Genomic DNA, 17320 nt, shown 5'->3' on the forward strand with positions numbered 1-17320 from the left:
GACTATGGAGGCCAGCGTCATGGACCAGAACCAGAAGATCGATAGCGCCGCCGGAGCCACTTCGCCGGCGACATCGAGCACAGAGCTCGTGACCGAGACCCTGGTCGAAGAGGTGTCCATCGACGGTATGTGCGGGGTCTACTGACCGTGCCCGAGGCCGCCCTGCGGCCGGACACCCCGGTGTTCGACCCCGATCGCAGCTGGGGCCTGCACCCGCAGGTGGCACTGCGACCCGAGCCGTTCGGTGCACTGCTGTACCACTTCGGCACCCGCAAGTTGTCGTTTCTGAAGAACCGCACCATCGTCGAGGTGGTGCGGTCCCTGGCGGATCACCCCGATATCCGATCCGCCTGTCGCGCAGCCGGAGTCGACGACGCCGACCAGGGTCTGTACCTGCACGCCCTGGGCGTGCTGGTGGACTCGAAAATGCTGATTCCCAGGGAGGGACAATGACGTCCGTGGCACCGGTGCCCCGTCTCATCGAGCAGTTCGAGCACGGGCTGGACGCGCCGATCTGCTTGACGTGGGAGCTGACCTACGCGTGCAACCTGGCCTGCGTGCACTGCCTGTCGTCGTCGGGCAAACGCGATCCGCGCGAGCTGTCCACCAGGGCGTGCAAGGACATCATCGACGAGCTCGAACGCATGCAGGTGTTCTACGTCAACATCGGTGGTGGCGAACCCACTGTGCGCCCGGACTTCTGGGAGTTGGTGGACTATGCCACCGCCCATCATGTCGGGGTCAAGTTCTCCACCAACGGCGTGCGGATCACTCCCGAAGTCGCGTCCCGGCTGGCCGCCAGCGACTACGTCGACGTCCAGATCTCGCTGGACGGCGCCACCGCGGAGATCAATGATGCGGTGCGGGGCGAGGGTTCGTTCGAGATGGCGGTGCGCGCGCTGGAGAACCTCGCCGCCGCGGGGTTCCGCGACGCCAAGATCTCGGTGGTCGTCACCCGGCACAACGTCGATCAGCTCGACGACTTCGCCGCGCTGGCCAGCCGCTACGGCGCCACCCTGCGGATCACCCGGCTGCGGCCGTCGGGCCGCGGCGCGGACGTGTGGGACGACCTGCACCCCACTGCCGCTCAGCAGGTTCAGCTCTACGACTGGCTGGTGGCCAAGGGCGAGGGGGTCCTCACCGGCGACTCGTTCTTCCACCTGTCCGGGCTGGGTGCACCCGGTGCGCTGGCCGGGCTGAACATGTGCGGGGCCGGACGGGTGGTGTGCCTGATCGATCCGGTCGGCGACGTGTACGCCTGCCCGTTTGCCATCCACGATCGGTTCCTGGCCGGAAATGTGTTGTCCGATGGCGGTTTCGACAACGTCTGGAAGAACGCTCCGCTCTTCCGCGAGTTGCGTGAACCGCAGTCCGCCGGCGCCTGCGGCAGCTGCGATCACTACGACAGCTGCCGGGGTGGCTGCATGGCGGCCAAGTTCTTCACCGGGCTTCCGCTGGACGGTCCTGACCCGGAGTGTGTGCAGGGTTACGGCGCCCCGGCGTTGGCCGCGGAACGCGACAAGCCGCGCCCGGCTGCCGACCATTCCCGCGGCAAACCGATCACCGGTCCGGTGCCGTTGACGCTGTCGATGCGTCCGCCGGCCCGCCTATGCAATGAAAGCCCAATTTAGATTATGGCTCGTGATGTTTGGTTCGAGACGGTCGCCATCGCCCAGGAACGGGCGCGCAAACGGCTGCCGAAATCCGCTTACTCCTCGCTGATTTCCGCCAGTGAGAAGGGCGTGACGGTCGGCGACAACGTCGCAGCGTTCAGCGAGCTGGGCTTCGCCCCGCACGTCGTTGGCGCTCCAGCCAAGCGAGATCTGGCAACAACGGTTATGGGGCAAGAGATCTCGTTGCCGGTGATGATTTCTCCCACCGGTGTCCAGGCCGTCGACCCAGATGGCGAAGTGGCCGTGGCGCGGGCGGCGGCGGCTCGCGGGACCGCGATGGGGTTGTCGTCGTTCGCCAGCAAGCCGATGGAAGACGTCATCGCCGCCAACCCGAAGACGTTCTTCCAGATCTACTGGCTGGGCGGTCGCGACGCGATCGCCGAACGGGCCGAACGGGCCCGGGCGGCCGGCGCGGTGGGCCTGATCGCGACCACCGACTGGAGCTTCTCGCACGGCCGGGACTGGGGTAGCCCCAAGATTCCGGAAAAGATGAACCTGGCCACCATCGTGCGGATGTTGCCCGAGGTCATCACCAAGCCGCGTTACATGTGGAGCTGGGGCAAGACTCTTCGGCCACCCACACTGCGCGTGCCCAACCAGGCCCGACGCGGCGAGCCCGGACCGCCGTTCTTCGAGGCGTACGGGGAGTGGATGGGCACGCCGCCGCCCACCTGGGAGGACATCGCCTGGCTGCGCGAGCAGTGGGGCGGACCGTTCATGCTCAAAGGCGTGATGCGCGTCGACGATGCGAAAAGGGCTGTCGACGCGGGGGTTACAGCGATTTCGGTGTCCAATCACGGCGGTAACAACCTGGACGGCACCCCGGCTGCGATCCGTGCGCTGCCGGCCGTCGCCGAGGCCGTCGGTGACCAGATCGAGGTGTTGCTGGACGGCGGCATCCGGCGCGGCAGCGACGTCGTCAAGGCGCTGGCCCTCGGCGCACGCGCGGTGATGATCGGCCGGGCCTATCTGTGGGGCCTGGCGGCCGCCGGGCAGCCGGGCGTCGAGAACGTGCTCGACATCCTGCACGGTGGCATCGACTCGGCGCTGATGGGCCTGGGCTGCGCCTCGGTGCACGACCTCACCCCCGACCACATCTTGATCCCGGACGGGTTTGCTCGAGCCCTCGGCGTACCCGCCGGCTAGGCCGGGCGGGCGGAGCGGCCCGGCCCCGACCGCCGGCCCCGCGGGCGGGCCCAGCGGGCAGGGGGCGCTGGCCGGCGCCAGGCGTCGCGCCGTGGTACGGGCGGGACAGGCGTGGCGGACGTGGTCCGACGGACGTCCGACGGGCCGGAATCGCCGAAAAAATTTCAGCTCACCCTGCGAACAATCTATGCACGGCAGGTGAATTCGTCCTACCATCGGCGGGTGGCTGTGCACGGCGAACTCGGCAATGCGACGTCGAGCCAGCTACCGGGCCAATGGCCGACGCTGCTGATCCCGCTGGGGTCCACCGAACAGCACGGGCCTCACCTGCCGCTGGACACCGACACCCGCATCGCGACCGCGGTTGCCCGCGCCGTCGCGGCGCGGCTGTCGAGCGCGGCACCGACGGGCGAGCCGCCGGCGCAGTGGTTGGTGGCGCCCCCGCTCGCCTACGGCGCCAGCGGCGAGCACCAGAGCTTCCCGGGGACGATCTCGCTGGGTACGGAGGCCTTGACGACGCTGCTGGTCGAGTACGGCCGCTCCGCCACCTGCTGGGCGCTGCGGCTGGCGTTCGTCAACGGCCACGGCGGCAATATCGAGGCCCTGACCACCGCGGTACGCAGGCTGCGAGCCGAAGGCCGCGACGTCAGTTGGTGCCCGTGCGCTGCGGCCGGCGCCGATGCCCACGCCGGCCACACCGAAACCTCGGTACTCCTGCACCTTTCGCCGGCCGATGTGCGCACCGACCGCTGGCGTGCGGGCAACAGTGCGCCATTGTCCGAGCTGATATCGACGATGCGCCGCGGGGGAGTAGCGGCGGTGAGCGAGGTTGGTGTGCTGGGGGACCCCACAACAGCGACCGCCGGGGAGGGCGAGCGCATCTTCACTGAGATGGTCGACGGCGCCGTCCGCCGGATCAGTGGCTGGACGCCGAGCGCCGACGGGATGCTGGCATGACCCAGACCCGACTGCCCGATGGGTTTGCTGTGCAGGTCGACCGACGGGTGCGGGTGTTGGGCCGTGGCTCGGCGCTACTGGGCGGATCGCCCACCCGCCTGCTCCGGTTGGCGCCCGCCGCTCAGGACATGTTGACCGGTGGCCGCCTGGAGGTGCGTGACGCGGTCAGTGCGCAGCTGGCCCGTACCCTGCTCGACGCGACGGTGGCGCATCCCCGGCCGTCGGGCGGCCCTTCTCACCGCGATGTCACCGTCGTTATTCCGGTGCGGGACAACCGTTCTGGTCTGCATCGGCTGGTGTCGTCGTTGCGTGGCCTGCGGGTGGTGGTGGTGGACGACGGGTCGTCGGTTCCGGTCAGCCACGACGATTTCGCCGGTGCGCATTGCGACGTCGAGGTGCTGCGGCATGCGGTCAGCAGGGGGCCGGCGGCGGCCCGCAACACCGGCCTGGCGACCTGCACGACCGACTTCGTCGCGTTCCTGGACTCCGACGTGGTGCCGCGTCGCGGCTGGCTGGAGGCCCTCCTCGGGCACTTCTGCGACCCCACGGTCGCGTTGGTCGCCCCGCGCATCATCAGCCTGACCCGCAGCGATCATCTGGTCGCGCGTTACGAGGCGGTGCACTCCTCGCTGGACCTGGGGTTGCGCGAGGCGCCGGTCATTCCCTACGGTCCGGTGTCCTACGTTCCGAGTGCAGCAATCATTTGCCGACGCTCCGCGATGTCCGGGATCGGCGGGTTCGACGACACCCTGCAGTCCGGTGAAGATGTCGACTTATGTTGGCGTCTGGTCGAATCCGGTGCACGGTTGCGCTACGAGCCGGTCGCGCTGGTGGCGCATGACCACCGAACCGTGCTGCGGGACTGGATCGTGCGCAAAGCGTTCTACGGTGGCTCGGCGGCCCCCCTGGCGATCCGGCACCCGGACAAGACGGCGCCGTTGGTGATCTCCGGGTGGACGCTGGTGCCCTGGGTGCTGATGGCCCTGGGGTCGGCGCTGGGGTATCTGGTCTCCCTGGTGGTGGCGGGGCTGACCGGCAACCGGGTCGCCGACGCCCTGCGCGGCCCCGACACCAGGCCGTGGGATGTCGCGGTGGTGACAGCCCGGGGTCTGGGCGCCGGCGGCCTGCAGCTGGCATCGGCGATCTGCCGCCACTACTGGCCGGTCGCGCTGCTCGCTGCCTTGCTGTCGCGTCGGTGTCGCCAGGTGGTGATCATCGCCGCCATCATCGACGGGGTGGTCGACTGGTTGCGCCATGCCCGGACCCGCAACGACGACTCGGCGCCCATCGGCCTGCTGGCCTATGTGGTGCTCAAGCGGCTGGACGACCTGGCCTACGGGGCCGGCCTGTGGGGCGGGGTGGTGCGGGAGCGCAACATCGCCCCGCTCAAGCCGCAGATCCGAACCTGACCAGGTGACCGCACCGCTACACAGCGACGTCCTGATCGTCGGCGCGGGTAGTGCTGGATCGGTTCTGGCCGAGCAGCTTTCCGCGGATCCCAGCTGCACGGTCATCGTCCTCGAGGCGGGCGTCGGTCTGACAGATCCGGGCTTGCTCAGCCAGACAACCGACGGGACGCGACTGCCGATCGGGCTGGCCAGTCGGCTGGTGCACCGCTATCAGGCCGACCTGACCGAGGAGCGCGCCAGCGCGGTCACCCTGGTACGGGGCGCGACGGTGGGCGGCTCCGGTGCGGTCAACGGGGGCTATTTCTGTCGCGGACTGCCACGTGATTTCGATTCGTGGGGCGTGCCCGGCTGGGGGTGGTCGGACGTGCTCGACGACTTTCGGGCGATCGAGACAGACCTTGATTTCGATGGTCCCGCCCACGGTGCCAGCGGACCGATTCCGGTGCGCCGTACCAGCGAAATAGAGGGTATTACAGCGGCATTCGTTTACGCTGCGCGCGAGATGGGATTCAGCTGGCTTGCTGACCTCAACGACGTCGGTGCGCAACGAGGCATGCCGCGCGGTGTGGGCGCCGTGCCCCTCAACATCGTTGACGGGGTGCGCACCGGTCCCGGCGCCGGGTATCTGCTGCCGGCGCTGACCCGACCCAACCTGGCGGTGGTACCCGAGACGAAGGCGGTGCGACTGCGGCTTTCATCCGGGCGCGCGTTGGGTGTGGATGCGGTCGGTCCCAACGGAGCGGTCGAGGTGCTGGCCGATCGGATCGTGTTATGCGCCGGCGCGATTGAGTCGGCGCGTCTACTGATGCTGTCCGGTGTAGGCGATGAGGCCATGTTGCGGGCGGTCGGAATCGACCTGGAGTTGCCGCTGCCGGTCGGAACAAGCTGCATCGACCATCCCGAATGGGTGCTGCCGGTCGATTGGCCGGTAGCGGCCGGGCGCCCGGTGCTGGAGGTGGTGCTGAGTACCCCGGACGATCTCGAGATACGGCCCTACACCGGTGGATTTTCGGCGATGGTCGGTGATGGCGTCACCGGGCACATCGACTGGCCGCATCTCGGGGTGGCGTTGATGCAGCCGCGGGCGCGGGGGCGGATCACGGTGCTGTCGGCCGATCCGACAGTCGCGCCCCGAATAGAGCATCGCTACGACAGCGAACCGCAGGATGTCGCCGACTTGCGGCGGGGCGCGGAGCTGGCACGCGAATTGACCGGCGGTGCAATGGAAGTTGGCCCGGCGATCTGGGCCACCTCGCAGCACCTGTGCGGCACCGCGCCGATGGGCACCGAGCATGACGAGCGGGCGGTGGTCGATGAGCGGTGTCGGGTCCGCGGTATCGACGGGCTCTGGGTGGTCGACGGTTCGGTGCTGCCGGGCATTCCCAGCCGCGGTCCGCACGCCACGATCGCGATGCTCGGGCACCGCGCTGCCGGGTTCATTCGAGACGGCTGACTCGGGCGCGGTCCCGTCGGGCGGCGAGTAGGGCGAGAAGGTGACGGACCGGACGCAGCTGCCGCCCGTCGCGGCCGGGCGCCCACAGTGCGATCAATAGCGCCGCGACCGCCAGGATGCACGCCATCGTCCAGGTCGAGTACTCGACGGCCACCAGGAAAGCGGATTTGGCGTTCTGGGCCAGCGGGGTGCCGGCCGGGCCCAACTGCTTGGCCGCCTGCAATGCCTCGGCGAGCGAGTGGGTGGCCGGTGCCCGCATTGCCTCTGGAAACGCGTTCAGGTGCGGGCTGAGTTCGCGGGTGTACTGAGCCGCCAGCAGGGAACCCGACAGCGCGATGCCGAGCGCGGCACCGACTTCGCGGGTGGTGTCGTTGACGGCTGACGCCACGCCCTGCTTGTCGTCCGGTGTCGCTGTCATGATCGCGGACGTGGGTGGGGCAGTGCACATTCCGATACCGGTGCTCATGATCAGCAGCGGCCAGGCCAGATCTCGGTAGGGTGAGTCGACTTCGAGGACATGCAGGCAGGCGAATCCGGCTGCGATCACCAGCAATCCGACACCGAGGGTCAACCGCAGGCCCAGGCGCGGTACCAGCCAGGGCGACAGCACCGACAACGTCAGCACCGGTGCCATCAGCGGGCTGAGCGCCAACGCGGTTTTCATGGCGCTGTAGCCCATCACCAGCTGAATGTGCTGCATCGCCACGTAGAAGAAGCCGAAGTTGGCGAAGAACATCATCGTCACGGTCGCGGCACCGGTGGCGAACCCGGGGTTGCCGAACAGCCGGATGTCCAGCAGCGGATGACGCCTGCGGAGCTCGACCACCGCGAAAGCCGCCGCCAGCGCAACCCCGGTCGCCAGACAGCCGTAAACCAGCGGATCCGTCCAGCCGCGGACCGGAGCCTCGACGATGCCGAACACGAACACCGCAACCGATCCGGCGATCAGGACCGCGCCGGGCCAGTCCAACGGCGTGGCATGCGCGTCACGCGAGGATCGGATGGTGAAGGTCAGCGCGGTCAGTAGGGCGCCGGCCCCGGTGAACGCCCAGAAGATGGACTGCCACGGCCAAAGCAGCAGCAGCACGCCCGATCCCAGCATGCCGAGCACCGCCCCCGACCCGGCCAGGCCGGCCCAGATTCCGATCGCCTTGGAGCGCTGTGATTTTGGATACGCCGCGGTCAACAGCGACAGGGTGGCCGGCATGACGAACGCGGCGCCGGCGCCGGCGGCGGCCCGGGCCAGGATGATCTGCATCGGCGTGTCGAACATGGTGGGCGCCAACGACGCCAGCGTGAAGATCGACAAACCGACCAGCAGTGCGCCACGCCGGCCGTAGCGGTCGCCGATGGCACCCGCGGGCAACAGCAGGCACGCCAGGACGAGCGTGTAACCGTCCACCACCCAGGTGAGCTGGGTCTGGGTCGCCGAGGTCGCGACCGCGATATCGCCCAGTGCGGTGTTGAGCGCGATCATCGAGCTGATCACCAGGGTGACGCCCATACAGGCCACGATCAGCGTCCAGGTCCGGGCCCGGGAGGACCCCAGGGCAGACGCGGCGTGCTGATCGGAGTCGGTCAGCGTCTCGACCATCTGCACATCCTTACCCCCGTCGGATCCAACTTATGAGACTAATAGTCTCGGTCCAAGATTGATAGTCTTGTTTCTCGGAGGTGGACGTTGATCGCGCGGACCAGTGACCCCAGACCGGCGCGCTCGCGGGCCAGGCTGCTGGAAGCGGCGGCGGCGCTGTTGCGCTCCGGTGGACCCAGCGCGGTGACCGTAGACGCGGTCACGCGGGCCGCGAATGTCGCGCGGGCGACCTTGTACCGGCACTTTCCCAGCGGAGATGACTTGCGCGCAGCGGCCTTTCAGACCCTGCTGCCGCGCAGCCCGATGCCGCCGGCGCAGGGCTCGTTGCAGGAGCGGTTGACCGCGCTGGTGCTGGAGTGGGCGCAGGTGATCTCCGAAACGCCGATCACCGTGACCGCCATGTCGTGGCTGGCGCTGGGCAGCGGACTGGAACAGGTGCCCAACCCGGTCGACACCGGTGAGGTCCGCACGTTGCGGGAGCGCGTTGCCCAGCTCTATGCCGAGCCGTTCGACGCCATCTTCGACAGCCCGCAGGCGACGGCCGAGTTACGCGACGTCGATCGTGGCCAGGCGGTGGCGCTGCTGCTCGGCCCGGTCGTGGTGGGCAAGCTCAGCACGCTGGCCGACTTCGACTACCAGGCGTGTGCCCGCGCGGCGGTGGCAGGCTTCCTGTACGCCTTCGCCAAGAGCGACGAGGTTCAGACGAGCTGATAGCGAACCGGTAGATGCTTGAGCCCACCGACGAACGTGGTGGCGATCAGTTGCGGGTCACCGTTGAAATCAATGGATTTCAGCCGTGGCAGCAGTTCGGTGAAGAAGCTGCTGATCTCCATGCGGGCCAGCGCCGCACCCATGCAGAAGTGCACGCCGTACCCGAACGCCAGGTGATGGTTGAGCGCGCGGCCGACGTCGAAGCGGAACGGGTCGTCGAACACCTCCTCGTCCCGGTTGGCCGACACATACGACAGGTACACCGATTCGCCGGCGGCGATCGGCACTCCCCGCACCGCGGTGTCCGCGGTGGCGGTGCGCATGAACTCCTTGACCGGGGTGACCCAGCGGATCATCTCCTCGACGGCGGTGGGCATCAGATCGAGGTCGTTACGCAGCCGGTCTTGCTGGTCGGGGTGCTCGATCAGCGCGCGCAGCCCGCCGGAAATGGTGGCGCTGGTGGTGTCGTGTCCGGCGGTGGCGATGATGACGTAGTAGGACGCGGTATCGACGTCGGACAGCGGCTCGCCGTCGATGCGGGCATTGGCGATCGCCGACGCCAGGTCGTCGGTCGGCTGCTCGCGGCGGGCGGCGGTGAGCCGGTTGAAATAGCCGAAGAAGTCCATCAGCACTTCCAGTTGCTCCTGCAGGCTGGTGCCGCGCTTGAACTCCTCGTCATCGCCGCCGAACAACTCCTGGGTGAGCTTGAGCATCCGCGGAAAGTCCGATTCCGGCAGGCCCAGCAGCGACATGATGACGAACAACGGATAGTTGACCGCGACCTCCTGCACGAAATCGCATTCCGGCCCGGCGGCCGCCATCCGATCGACGTACGTCTTTGCCAGCTCGTCGACGCGCACCTTGAGCGCGCGCATTGCCTTGGGGCGGAACCAGTCCGCGCCGATGGCCCGCACCACCCGATGCTGCGGGTCGTCCATGTGGATCAGGGTGCGCAGCCCCATACCCGAGTCCAGCAGGCCCTGCGCCATGTCGTCGGCCTCGGCGGTGGCCAGCACCGGCCTTGGTCCGTTGAGCCACAGGGCGTTGTCCCGCTCGATGTCCATGACGTCGGCGTGCTTGGTGATGGCCCAGAACGGGCGGTAGGGCGGGCAATCGACCAGCGAAACCGGCGCATGGGCGCGCAGGTGCGTCATCGCCGCGTGCAGCCGGGGCTCGTCGGCGTAGGCGGTCGGGTCGGCGAAGACCTGGGCGGCCTGGTCCACGATGGGCGTGCTCATCGGTGCTCCTCAACGCTCGGCGGGGGTTTTGACACATGTCAACTTCCTCAGTGTCGGTGATCGGCGCGGCGTGTGCGGCGGTTTGCGCGGATCCGTTTGCCCGCTCGTGCCTTACCCTCGGAAATGTGCCAACCGGATCAGGGGGCCGCGCAGCGACGCGCGCCATCGCGCTGCTGATGGCCGTCCCTGCGCTGATCGCGGTGGCGGGATGCGGGCGCGGCGACAGCGCGACGCCGCAAACCACGCCTCCCGGTGCCGCGCGTCCGATCAATCCCGCTGTGGTGAGCATCGGCACCGGAGAGCTGCGGGGCGTCGTCGACGCGGATTACCGCTTCTTCGCCGGTATCCCGTATGCCGCCCCGCCAGTCGGGGAGCTTCGGTGGCAGCCACCGCGGCCGGCCGCGCCGTGGCCCGGAGTCCGTGATGCCAGCAAACCGGGCCCCTGGTGTGTGCAGGCCAACGGCAACCGCGAGCTGGCGACCAGCGAGGACTGCTTGACCCTGAATGTGTGGACGCCGCCGCTGAGCCCCGCCCAGAAGCGTCCGGTCATGGTGTGGGTGCACGGTGGCGGCTTCATCAACGGCAGCGGCGACATCTACAACGCCCGGTGGCTGGCCGCGCAGGGCGACATCGTCGTCGTCACCTTCAACTACCGGCTGGGAGCGCTCGGATTTCTGGCCCACCCGGCGCTGGGGGCGGTCGGCAATTACGGGCTGGCCGATCAGCAGGCGGCGCTGCGCTGGGTCCGCGACAACATCGCCAACTTCGGCGGTGACCCGACCAAGGTCACCATCGCCGGCGAATCGGCGGGCGGAATGTCCGTGTGTGATCACCTGGTGGCGCCCGGATCGGCCGGGCTGTTCCGGGCGGCCATCATCCAGAGCGGGCCGTGCCAGGCGCAGGTGGATGTTGCGGCCGCGCAGCGGATCAGCCAGGATTACGCGGCGCTGGTGGGCTGCCCGGATGCCGGCGGGGCCGAACAATGCCTGCGCGCGTTGCCGGCTACCAAACTGGCCGAGCCGCTGTGGTACGCCCGCTTCGGCAGCGACCGGCTCAGTGGCCCGGTCACCGGGTCGCGAGTGTTGCCCGTCGACCCGATGACGGTGTTCCGGGACGGCGGGGCGGCGCGGGTGCCGGTGCTGATCGGCACCACCCAAGACGAATTCACCATGTTCGTCGCACTGCAGTACCTGCGGGCCGGCCGGGAGATCACCGCCGCGGAGTATCCCGGCGTCCTGTCCGACACCTTCGGCGCCGCCGAAGGGCCCGTGGTCCTCGCGCAGTACCCGCCCGAGCGCTACGGCGGCAGTGTGTCGCTGGCCTACTCGGCGGCTGCCACCGATGACATCTTCGCCTGCCTGGCCGACCGGATGGCCGACGGGCTGGCCCGCAGCGCACCGGCGGTCTACGGCTATGAGTTCGACGACCGCAATGCCCCCACGCCGGAGTTGTACCAACGGGTGCCGTTCCCGGTGGGCGCCACCCATTCGCTGGAGTTGCGCTATCTGTTCGACGTCGGCGGCGCCCCGCCGCTCAATCACGAGCAGCAACAGCTGTCCAGGCAGATGATCAGCTACTGGAGCCAGTTCGTCACCACCGGTTCCCCGAAGGTCGGGGGGCAACCCGCATGGCCGAAGGTCGGGCACGAACCCGACCGGGCGTGGCTGTCGCTGCGCACCGACGGAAGCCGGGTGACGACGGCCTACGCCGCCGAGCATCAGTGCCGGTTCTGGGCCGACGTGCGGGGTTGAGTGTTCTTGCGCCGAGATCGACGTTGGTGCGGAAAAGTACGAGTGGACGTCACGGAAACGTCGACCTCGACGGGATAGCGGGACGCAGCCCGCTCAGGCCGGTGTCACCCAGGTGGTGATGTCGGCGTGTACCACCTCGAGCCCGGCCCGGTCGGTGATGCTGATCGGCACCACCACCTCAAACCCCTTCTGCAGCCCTTCGGGCAAAGCGGCGAAGTCGGGTGGGTCCAGGCGGGCGGTCGCACGCAGCGACGTGGTGGCCTTGGCCAGGTAAGCCACGCTCATCGCCTTGGGGATCCAGCGGTGGCTGCGCGGCACGGTGGCCTCCATCAGCATCCCCATCGCGACCTCGGCGGCATTGCAGGACGCGATCGCGTGCACGGTGTGCAGGTGGTTGTAGACGAAGAACCACTTGGGCACCTTCACCTCCGCCAGCCCGGGCTCCATGCGCACCACGTGGGGCAGGATCGACGCGAAATAGGGGACCCGGGCCATCGCGGCCGCGGAGAACAAGAGGGTGCCGCCGGGGCGGCCGGAGAGCCGCTTCCAGGCCTGGTAGGTGCCGGTGGAGGAAGTCACGACCGTTGATCTTACTCCGGAGTAAGATCAGCACCGCGTTGACTCTGCGCTGACGGCGTAGTCCACTCGATGTTTCGCGCCCTGGACGCAGAGTCGGCGATGGGGGCGGGGCCGCCGCCCGGGATTTGGCGGCCAACCCGATCTGGGGCATACTGTTCGGGTTGCCCTGCGCCGGGTTCGCGCCTGGCCGGGCATACGACCGGCGCCCACACGGCGCGTCCGGTCCCATCCTCGTCAGTGCACGAAATATCGCCGCTGACGAGGCGCGAGCGGGCGACACGCCCGACCGCGGGGGTCGGTGAACCAGGACAGGTAAACAGCGGCGGCAACATCCCGCGCGACGCCACCCGGCGAGCGTGGGCCACAAGCAGGAGCGAGGTAGCAGAAGCGTGGCGGGACAAAAAATCCGCATCAGGCTCAAGGCCTACGACCATGAAGCCATTGACGCGTCGGCGCGCAAGATCGTCGAGACGGTGACCCGTACCGGCGCCAGTGTGGTGGGTCCGGTGCCGCTGCCGACCGAGAAGAACGTGTACTGCGTCATCCGGTCCCCGCATAAGTACAAGGACTCGCGGGAGCACTTCGAGATGCGTACCCACAAGCGGCTGATCGACATCCTCGACCCGACGCCGAAGACCGTTGACGCTCTGATGCGCATCGATCTGCCGGCCAGCGTCGACGTGAACATCCAGTAGGAGCCTGAAAAAACCATGGCACGTAAAGGCATTCTGGGTACCAAGCTGGGCATGACGCAGGTGTTCGACGAGAACAACAAAGTTGTGCCGGTGACGGTGGTCAAGGCCGGTCCCAACGTGGTGACCCGCATTCGCACGCCCGAGCGCGACGGCTATTCCGCCGTGCAGTTGGCGTACGGCGAGATCAGCCCGCGCAAGGTGACCAAGCCGGTCACCGGTCAGTACAACGCGGCCGGGGTCAACCCGCGCCGCCACCTCGCCGAGCTGCGTCTCGACGACGAAGCCGCAGCCGCCGAGTACGAGGTCGGCCAGGAGCTGACCGCCGAGATCTTCGCCGACGGCAGCTACGTCGACGTGACCGGCACCAGCAAGGGCAAGGGCTTCGCCGGCACCATGAAGCGGCACGGTTTCCGCGGTCAGGGCGCCAGCCACGGTGCTCAGGCGGTGCACCGCCGTCCCGGCTCCATCGGTGGCTGCTCCACGCCCGGTCGGGTGTTCAAGGGCACCCGGATGGCCGGCCGCATGGGCAACGACCGGGTCACCACGCAGAACCTGCTGGTGCACAAGGTCGACGCCGACAACGGTGTGCTGCTCATCAAGGGCGCAATCCCCGGCCGCAACGGTGGGCTCGTCCTGGTCCGCAGCGCGATCAAAAAGGGTGAGAAGTAATGGCTTCCTTGAAGATTGACGTCCACACTCCGGCAGGCAAGAAGGACGGCTCGGTCGAGCTGCCCGCCGAGCTGTTCGACGCTCCGGCCAACATCGCACTGATGCACCAGGTCGTCGTCGCCCAGCGGGCCGCGGCGCGCCAGGGCACGCACTCGACCAAGACCCGCGGTGAGGTCAGCGGTGGTGGCCGCAAGCCGTACCGGCAGAAGGGCACCGGTCGCGCCCGCCAGGGTTCGACCCGCGCACCGCAATTCACCGGTGGTGGTGTGGTGCACGGCCCCAAGCCGCGCGACTATAGCCAGCGCACCCCGAAGAAGATGATCGCCGCCGCGTTGCGCGGTGCGCTCTCGGACCGGGCGCGCAACGGCCGCATCCACGCGATCACCGAGGTGGTCGAAGGCCAGGCGCCGTCGACCAAGAGCGCCAAGGCGTTCCTGGGAACGCTCACCGACCGCAAGCAGGTGCTGGTGGTCATCGGCCGCAGCGACGAGACCGGCGCCCGCAGCGTGCGCAACCTGCCGGGTGTGCACATCCTGTCGCCCGACCAGCTCAACACCTACGACGTGCTGCGCGCCGACGATGTGGTGTTCAGCGTCGAGGCGCTCAACGCCTACATCAGCGCGAACACCAAGCAGGAGGTTGCGTCCTGATGACGAACATCGCCGACCCGCACGACATCATCCTGTCGCCGGTTATCTCGGAGAAGTCCTACGGACTGATCGAGGACAACGTGTACACGTTCATCGTGCACCCGGACTCGAACAAGACGCAGATCAAGATCGCGATCGAGAAGATCTTCTCCGTCAAGGTCGCCTCGGTGAACACCGCCAACCGGCCGGGCAAGCGCAAGCGGACCCGCACCGGTTACGGCAAGCGCAAGAGCACCAAGCGCGCCATCGTCACCCTGGCAGCCGGCAGCAAATCGATCGACCTGTTCACAGCACCGGCCTAGTCGGAGCGAGAGAGAGACTTAAGTCATGGGAATTCGCAAGTACAAGCCGACGACCCCGGGTCGTCGCGGTGCCAGCGTCTCCGATTTCGCCGAGATCACGCGTTCCACTCCGGAGAAGTCGCTGGTGCGGCCCTTGCACGGCAAGGGTGGGCGCAACGCACACGGCCGGATCACCACCCGGCACAAGGGTGGCGGTCACAAGCGCGCCTACCGGGTGATCGACTTCCGTCGCAACGACAAGGACGGCGTCAACGCGAAGGTCGCGCACATCGAGTACGACCCGAACCGCACCGCGAACATCGCACTGCTGCACTACCTGGACGGCGAGAAGCGTTACATCATTGCGCCGCAGGGGCTGCAGCAGGGCCACATCGTGGAGTCGGGACCCAACGCCGACATCAAGCCGGGTAACAACCTGCCGTTGCGCAACATCCCGGCCGGTACCGTCATCCACGCGGTCGAGTTGCGGCCCGGCGGTGGCGCCAAGATGGCCCGCTCGGCCGGGTCCAAGATCCAGCTGCTGGGCAAGGAAGGCAACTACGCGTCGTTGCGTATGCCGTCGGGTGAAATCCGGCGCGTCGACGTGCGTTGCCGCGCCACCGTGGGCGAGGTCGGCAACGCCGAGCAGTCCAACATCAACTGGGGTAAAGCCGGCCGTATGCGGTGGAAGGGCAAGCGTCCCACCGTCCGTGGTGTGGTGATGAACCCGGTCGACCACCCGCACGGTGGTGGTGAGGGTAAGACCTCCGGTGGTCGCCACCCGGTCAGCCCGTGGGGCAAGCCCGAGGGCCGCACCCGCCGGCGCCACAAGCCGAGCGACAAGCTCATCGTCCGACGCCGGCGCACCGGCAAGAAGCACCGGTAAAGCGGAGGAGACTTAAGCGATGCCACGCAGCCTCAAAAAGGGTCCGTTCGTCGACGACCACCTGCTCAAGAAGGTCGACGTTCAGAACGAGAAGAACACCAAGCAGGTCATCAAGACCTGGTCGCGCCGGTCGACCATCATCCCGGACTTCATCGGGCACACCTTCGCCGTCCACGACGGTCGCAAGCACGTGCCGGTGTTTGTCACCGAGGCGATGGTCGGTCACAAGCTCGGTGAGTTCGCGCCGACCCGCACCTTCAAGGGCCACATCAAAGACGACCGGAAGGCGAAGCGCCGGTGAGCGTTACGACTGAATATCCCTCCGCGGTCGCCAAGGCCCGCTTCGTGCGGGTGTCGGCGTCCAAGGCGCGCCGGGTGATCAACCTGGTGCGCGGCAAGTCGGTGTCCGATGCATTGGACATCTTGCGCTGGGCGCCGCAGCAAGCGAGCGAGCCGCTGGCCAAGGTGATCGCCAGTGCCGCGGCCAACGCGCAGAACAACAACGGGTTGGACCCGGCCACCCTGGTGGTGGCCACGGTCTTCGCCGACGAGGGGCCGACGGCCAAGCGGATCAAGCCGCGCGCCCAGGGGCGTGCGTACCGGATTCGCCGTCGCACCAGCCACATCACCGTGGTGGTGGAGAGCCGGCCGGTGAAGCAGGCCGGCGCCGGGTCGGCGAGTGCGACCCGCGCGCGTCGGGCGCAGGCCAGCAAGGCCGCCGCCGCCAAGAAGGCGCCGGCCAAGGCTGCGACCAAGAAGGCCGAGACTTCCGAATCGAAGGGAGGCTCGCAGTAGTGGGCCAGAAGATCAACCCGCACGGCTTCCGCCTCGGAATCACCACCGACTGGAAGTCCCGCTGGTACGCCGACAAGCAGTACGCCGACTACGTCAAGGAAGACGTCGCGATCCGCCGCCTGCTGGCCACCGGGCTGGAGCGCGCCGGGATCGCCGACGTGGAGATCGAGCGCACCCGCGACCGCGTCCGCGTCGACATCCACACCGCCCGGCCGGGCATCGTGATCGGCCGCCGCGGCACCGAGGCCGACCGGATCCGCGCCGACCTGGAGAAGCTGACCGGCAAGCAGGTGCAGCTGAACATCCTGGAGGTCAAGAACCCCGAGGCGACCGCGCAGCTGGTGGCGCAGGGCGTCGCCGAGCAGCTCAGCAACCGGGTGGCGTTCCGACGCGCGATGCGCAAGGCCATCCAGTCGGCGATGCGTCAGCCGAACGTCAAGGGCATCCGGGTGCAGTGCTCGGGTCGTCTGGGCGGTGCTGAGATGAGCCGTTCGGAGTTCTACCGCGAAGGCCGGGTTCCGCTGCACACCTTGCGGGCCGACATCGACTACGGCCTGTACGAGGCCAAGACCACCTTCGGCCGTATCGGCGTGAAGGTGTGGATCTACAAGGGCGACGTCGTCGGCGGCAAGCGCGAGCTGGCGGTTGCCCCGCCGTCGGGCGCCGACCGTCCGCGCCGGGAGCGTCCGACCGGTACCCGGCCGCGTCGTAGTGGCGCCGCCGGCACCACCGCGACGAGCACCGATGCCGGACGGGCCGCGTCGGGCGCCGAAAGCACCGAGGCGTCCGCTCCCGCTGAGCCGGCCGCAGAAGTTAGCACGGAGAGCTAAATC

Annotated in this window: 20 protein-coding genes; 17 read left to right on the top strand and 3 right to left on the bottom strand. The window is 68.3% G+C overall.

All coding sequences use genetic code 11. The features are described from left to right. The first annotated feature begins 19 nt into the window (after positions 1-19). The 7 genes from mftA to mftG all read left to right on the top strand — a co-directional run bounded on the left by mftA (position 20) and on the right by mftG (position 6638). Positions 20-145: a mycofactocin precursor MftA gene (gene mftA, locus AC5Y36_RS15375; protein WP_500041788.1), complete on the top strand. Its 126-nt coding sequence runs from the start codon at positions 20-22 to the stop codon at positions 143-145. After that, the gene (gene mftB / locus AC5Y36_RS15380; protein ID WP_500041789.1) at positions 130-453 is read left to right on the top strand and encodes a mycofactocin biosynthesis chaperone MftB; all 324 of its coding nucleotides are present in this window, start codon (positions 130-132) and stop codon (positions 451-453) included. The genes mftA and mftB overlap by 16 nt, the downstream gene beginning before the upstream one ends. Continuing rightward, positions 450-1631: a mycofactocin radical SAM maturase gene (gene mftC / locus AC5Y36_RS15385; RefSeq protein WP_500041790.1), complete on the top strand. Its 1182-nt coding sequence runs from the start codon at positions 450-452 to the stop codon at positions 1629-1631. The genes mftB and mftC overlap by 4 nt, the downstream gene beginning before the upstream one ends. Positions 1632-1634: 3 nt before the next feature. Next, positions 1635-2819, top strand: a complete 1185-nt coding sequence (mftD, locus tag AC5Y36_RS15390; protein ID WP_500041791.1) for a pre-mycofactocin synthase MftD — start codon at positions 1635-1637, stop codon at positions 2817-2819. Between the two features lie 198 nt (positions 2820-3017). Continuing rightward, the gene (gene mftE / locus AC5Y36_RS15395) at positions 3018-3776 is read left to right on the top strand and encodes a mycofactocin biosynthesis peptidyl-dipeptidase MftE (protein WP_500041792.1); all 759 of its coding nucleotides are present in this window, start codon (positions 3018-3020) and stop codon (positions 3774-3776) included. Next, complete coding sequence (mftF, locus tag AC5Y36_RS15400) at positions 3773-5185, top strand: mycofactocin biosynthesis glycosyltransferase MftF (protein WP_500041793.1); 1413 nt, start codon at positions 3773-3775, stop codon at positions 5183-5185. Before mftE ends, mftF begins: the two co-directional genes overlap by 4 nt. A 4-nt stretch (positions 5186-5189) precedes the next feature. Then, entirely contained in the window at positions 5190-6638 is a 1449-nt protein-coding gene (mftG, locus tag AC5Y36_RS15405) for a mycofactocin dehydrogenase MftG (RefSeq protein ID WP_500041794.1), read from the top strand. On the opposite strand, the gene AC5Y36_RS15410 is transcribed toward mftG, so the two are convergent. After that, positions 6622-8232, bottom strand: a complete 1611-nt coding sequence (locus AC5Y36_RS15410; RefSeq protein WP_500041795.1) for an MFS transporter — start codon at positions 8230-8232, stop codon at positions 6622-6624. The two genes, mftG and AC5Y36_RS15410, sit on opposite strands and share 17 nt — an antisense overlap. Positions 8233-8319: 87 nt before the next feature. On the opposite strand from AC5Y36_RS15410, the gene AC5Y36_RS15415 reads away from it, so the two are divergent. Beyond that, positions 8320-8943, top strand: a complete 624-nt coding sequence (locus AC5Y36_RS15415) for a TetR/AcrR family transcriptional regulator (RefSeq protein ID WP_500041796.1) — start codon at positions 8320-8322, stop codon at positions 8941-8943. Here AC5Y36_RS15415 and AC5Y36_RS15420 read toward each other — a convergent pair. Continuing rightward, positions 8931-10181, bottom strand: coding sequence for a cytochrome P450 (locus tag AC5Y36_RS15420; protein ID WP_500041797.1), 1251 nt, complete (start codon positions 10179-10181; stop codon positions 8931-8933). The genes AC5Y36_RS15415 and AC5Y36_RS15420 overlap by 13 nt on opposite strands. A 176-nt stretch (positions 10182-10357) precedes the next feature. Here AC5Y36_RS15420 and AC5Y36_RS15425 point away from each other — a divergent pair, with 176 nt between their 5' ends. Beyond that, positions 10358-11932 (top strand): carboxylesterase/lipase family protein, encoded by a 1575-nt coding sequence (locus AC5Y36_RS15425; protein ID WP_500041857.1) that lies wholly within the window; start codon positions 10358-10360, stop codon positions 11930-11932. Between the two features lie 93 nt (positions 11933-12025). On the opposite strand, the gene AC5Y36_RS15430 is transcribed toward AC5Y36_RS15425, so the two are convergent. Then, the gene (locus AC5Y36_RS15430) at positions 12026-12511 is read right to left on the bottom strand and encodes a hotdog fold domain-containing protein (RefSeq protein ID WP_500041798.1); all 486 of its coding nucleotides are present in this window, start codon (positions 12509-12511) and stop codon (positions 12026-12028) included. A gap of 389 nt (positions 12512-12900) precedes the next feature. On the opposite strand from AC5Y36_RS15430, the gene rpsJ reads away from it, so the two are divergent. From rpsJ to rpsC, 8 genes are read left to right on the top strand one after another with little or no spacing between them, the layout of a single operon-like run. Beyond that, positions 12901-13206 carry a 30S ribosomal protein S10 gene (rpsJ, locus tag AC5Y36_RS15435; protein ID WP_003883485.1) on the top strand — a complete coding sequence of 102 codons (306 nt, stop codon included), beginning with the start codon at positions 12901-12903 and terminating at the stop codon, positions 13204-13206. A 15-nt stretch (positions 13207-13221) separates the two neighbouring features. Next, positions 13222-13875, top strand: coding sequence for a 50S ribosomal protein L3 (gene rplC, locus AC5Y36_RS15440; protein ID WP_500041799.1), 654 nt, complete (start codon positions 13222-13224; stop codon positions 13873-13875). Further along, positions 13875-14525 (top strand): 50S ribosomal protein L4, encoded by a 651-nt coding sequence (gene rplD, locus AC5Y36_RS15445; RefSeq protein ID WP_500041800.1) that lies wholly within the window; start codon positions 13875-13877, stop codon positions 14523-14525. The genes rplC and rplD overlap by 1 nt, the downstream gene beginning before the upstream one ends. Continuing rightward, positions 14525-14827, top strand: a complete 303-nt coding sequence (gene rplW, locus AC5Y36_RS15450; RefSeq protein ID WP_500041801.1) for a 50S ribosomal protein L23 — start codon at positions 14525-14527, stop codon at positions 14825-14827. The genes rplD and rplW overlap by 1 nt, the downstream gene beginning before the upstream one ends. A 25-nt stretch (positions 14828-14852) precedes the next feature. Then, positions 14853-15692: a 50S ribosomal protein L2 gene (rplB, locus tag AC5Y36_RS15455; protein WP_500041802.1), complete on the top strand. Its 840-nt coding sequence runs from the start codon at positions 14853-14855 to the stop codon at positions 15690-15692. A gap of 19 nt (positions 15693-15711) precedes the next feature. Beyond that, entirely contained in the window at positions 15712-15993 is a 282-nt protein-coding gene (gene rpsS, locus AC5Y36_RS15460; protein ID WP_010908582.1) for a 30S ribosomal protein S19, read from the top strand. Further along, complete coding sequence (rplV, locus tag AC5Y36_RS15465; protein ID WP_500041803.1) at positions 15990-16487, top strand: 50S ribosomal protein L22; 498 nt, start codon at positions 15990-15992, stop codon at positions 16485-16487. Before rpsS ends, rplV begins: the two co-directional genes overlap by 4 nt. Then, complete coding sequence (gene rpsC / locus AC5Y36_RS15470) at positions 16487-17317, top strand: 30S ribosomal protein S3 (RefSeq protein ID WP_500041804.1); 831 nt, start codon at positions 16487-16489, stop codon at positions 17315-17317. The genes rplV and rpsC overlap by 1 nt, the downstream gene beginning before the upstream one ends. The last annotated feature ends 3 nt before the right edge of the window (positions 17318-17320 follow it).

It is taken from the genome of Mycobacterium sp. NGS50 (assembly GCF_059812545.1).

Excerpts from the sequence above, each read along its gene's own strand:
- mftA (WP_500041788.1), top strand. The coding sequence starts at position 20 with ATGGACCAGAACCAGAAGATCGATAGCGCCGCCGGAGCCACTTCGCCG.
- mftC (WP_500041790.1), top strand. The coding sequence starts at position 450 with ATGACGTCCGTGGCACCGGTGCCCCGTCTCATCGAGCAGTTCGAGCAC.
- mftD (WP_500041791.1), top strand. The coding sequence starts at position 1,635 with ATGGCTCGTGATGTTTGGTTCGAGACGGTCGCCATCGCCCAGGAACGG.
- mftF (WP_500041793.1), top strand. The coding sequence starts at position 3,773 with ATGACCCAGACCCGACTGCCCGATGGGTTTGCTGTGCAGGTCGACCGA.
- AC5Y36_RS15410 (WP_500041795.1), bottom strand. The coding sequence starts at position 8,232 with ATGGTCGAGACGCTGACCGACTCCGATCAGCACGCCGCGTCTGCCCTG.
- AC5Y36_RS15420 (WP_500041797.1), bottom strand. The coding sequence starts at position 10,181 with ATGAGCACGCCCATCGTGGACCAGGCCGCCCAGGTCTTCGCCGACCCG.
- AC5Y36_RS15425 (WP_500041857.1), top strand. The coding sequence starts at position 10,358 with ATGGCCGTCCCTGCGCTGATCGCGGTGGCGGGATGCGGGCGCGGCGAC.
- rplC (WP_500041799.1), top strand. The coding sequence starts at position 13,222 with ATGGCACGTAAAGGCATTCTGGGTACCAAGCTGGGCATGACGCAGGTG.
- rplD (WP_500041800.1), top strand. The coding sequence starts at position 13,875 with ATGGCTTCCTTGAAGATTGACGTCCACACTCCGGCAGGCAAGAAGGAC.
- rplW (WP_500041801.1), top strand. The coding sequence starts at position 14,525 with ATGACGAACATCGCCGACCCGCACGACATCATCCTGTCGCCGGTTATC.
- rplB (WP_500041802.1), top strand. The coding sequence starts at position 14,853 with ATGGGAATTCGCAAGTACAAGCCGACGACCCCGGGTCGTCGCGGTGCC.
- rpsS (WP_010908582.1), top strand. The coding sequence starts at position 15,712 with ATGCCACGCAGCCTCAAAAAGGGTCCGTTCGTCGACGACCACCTGCTC.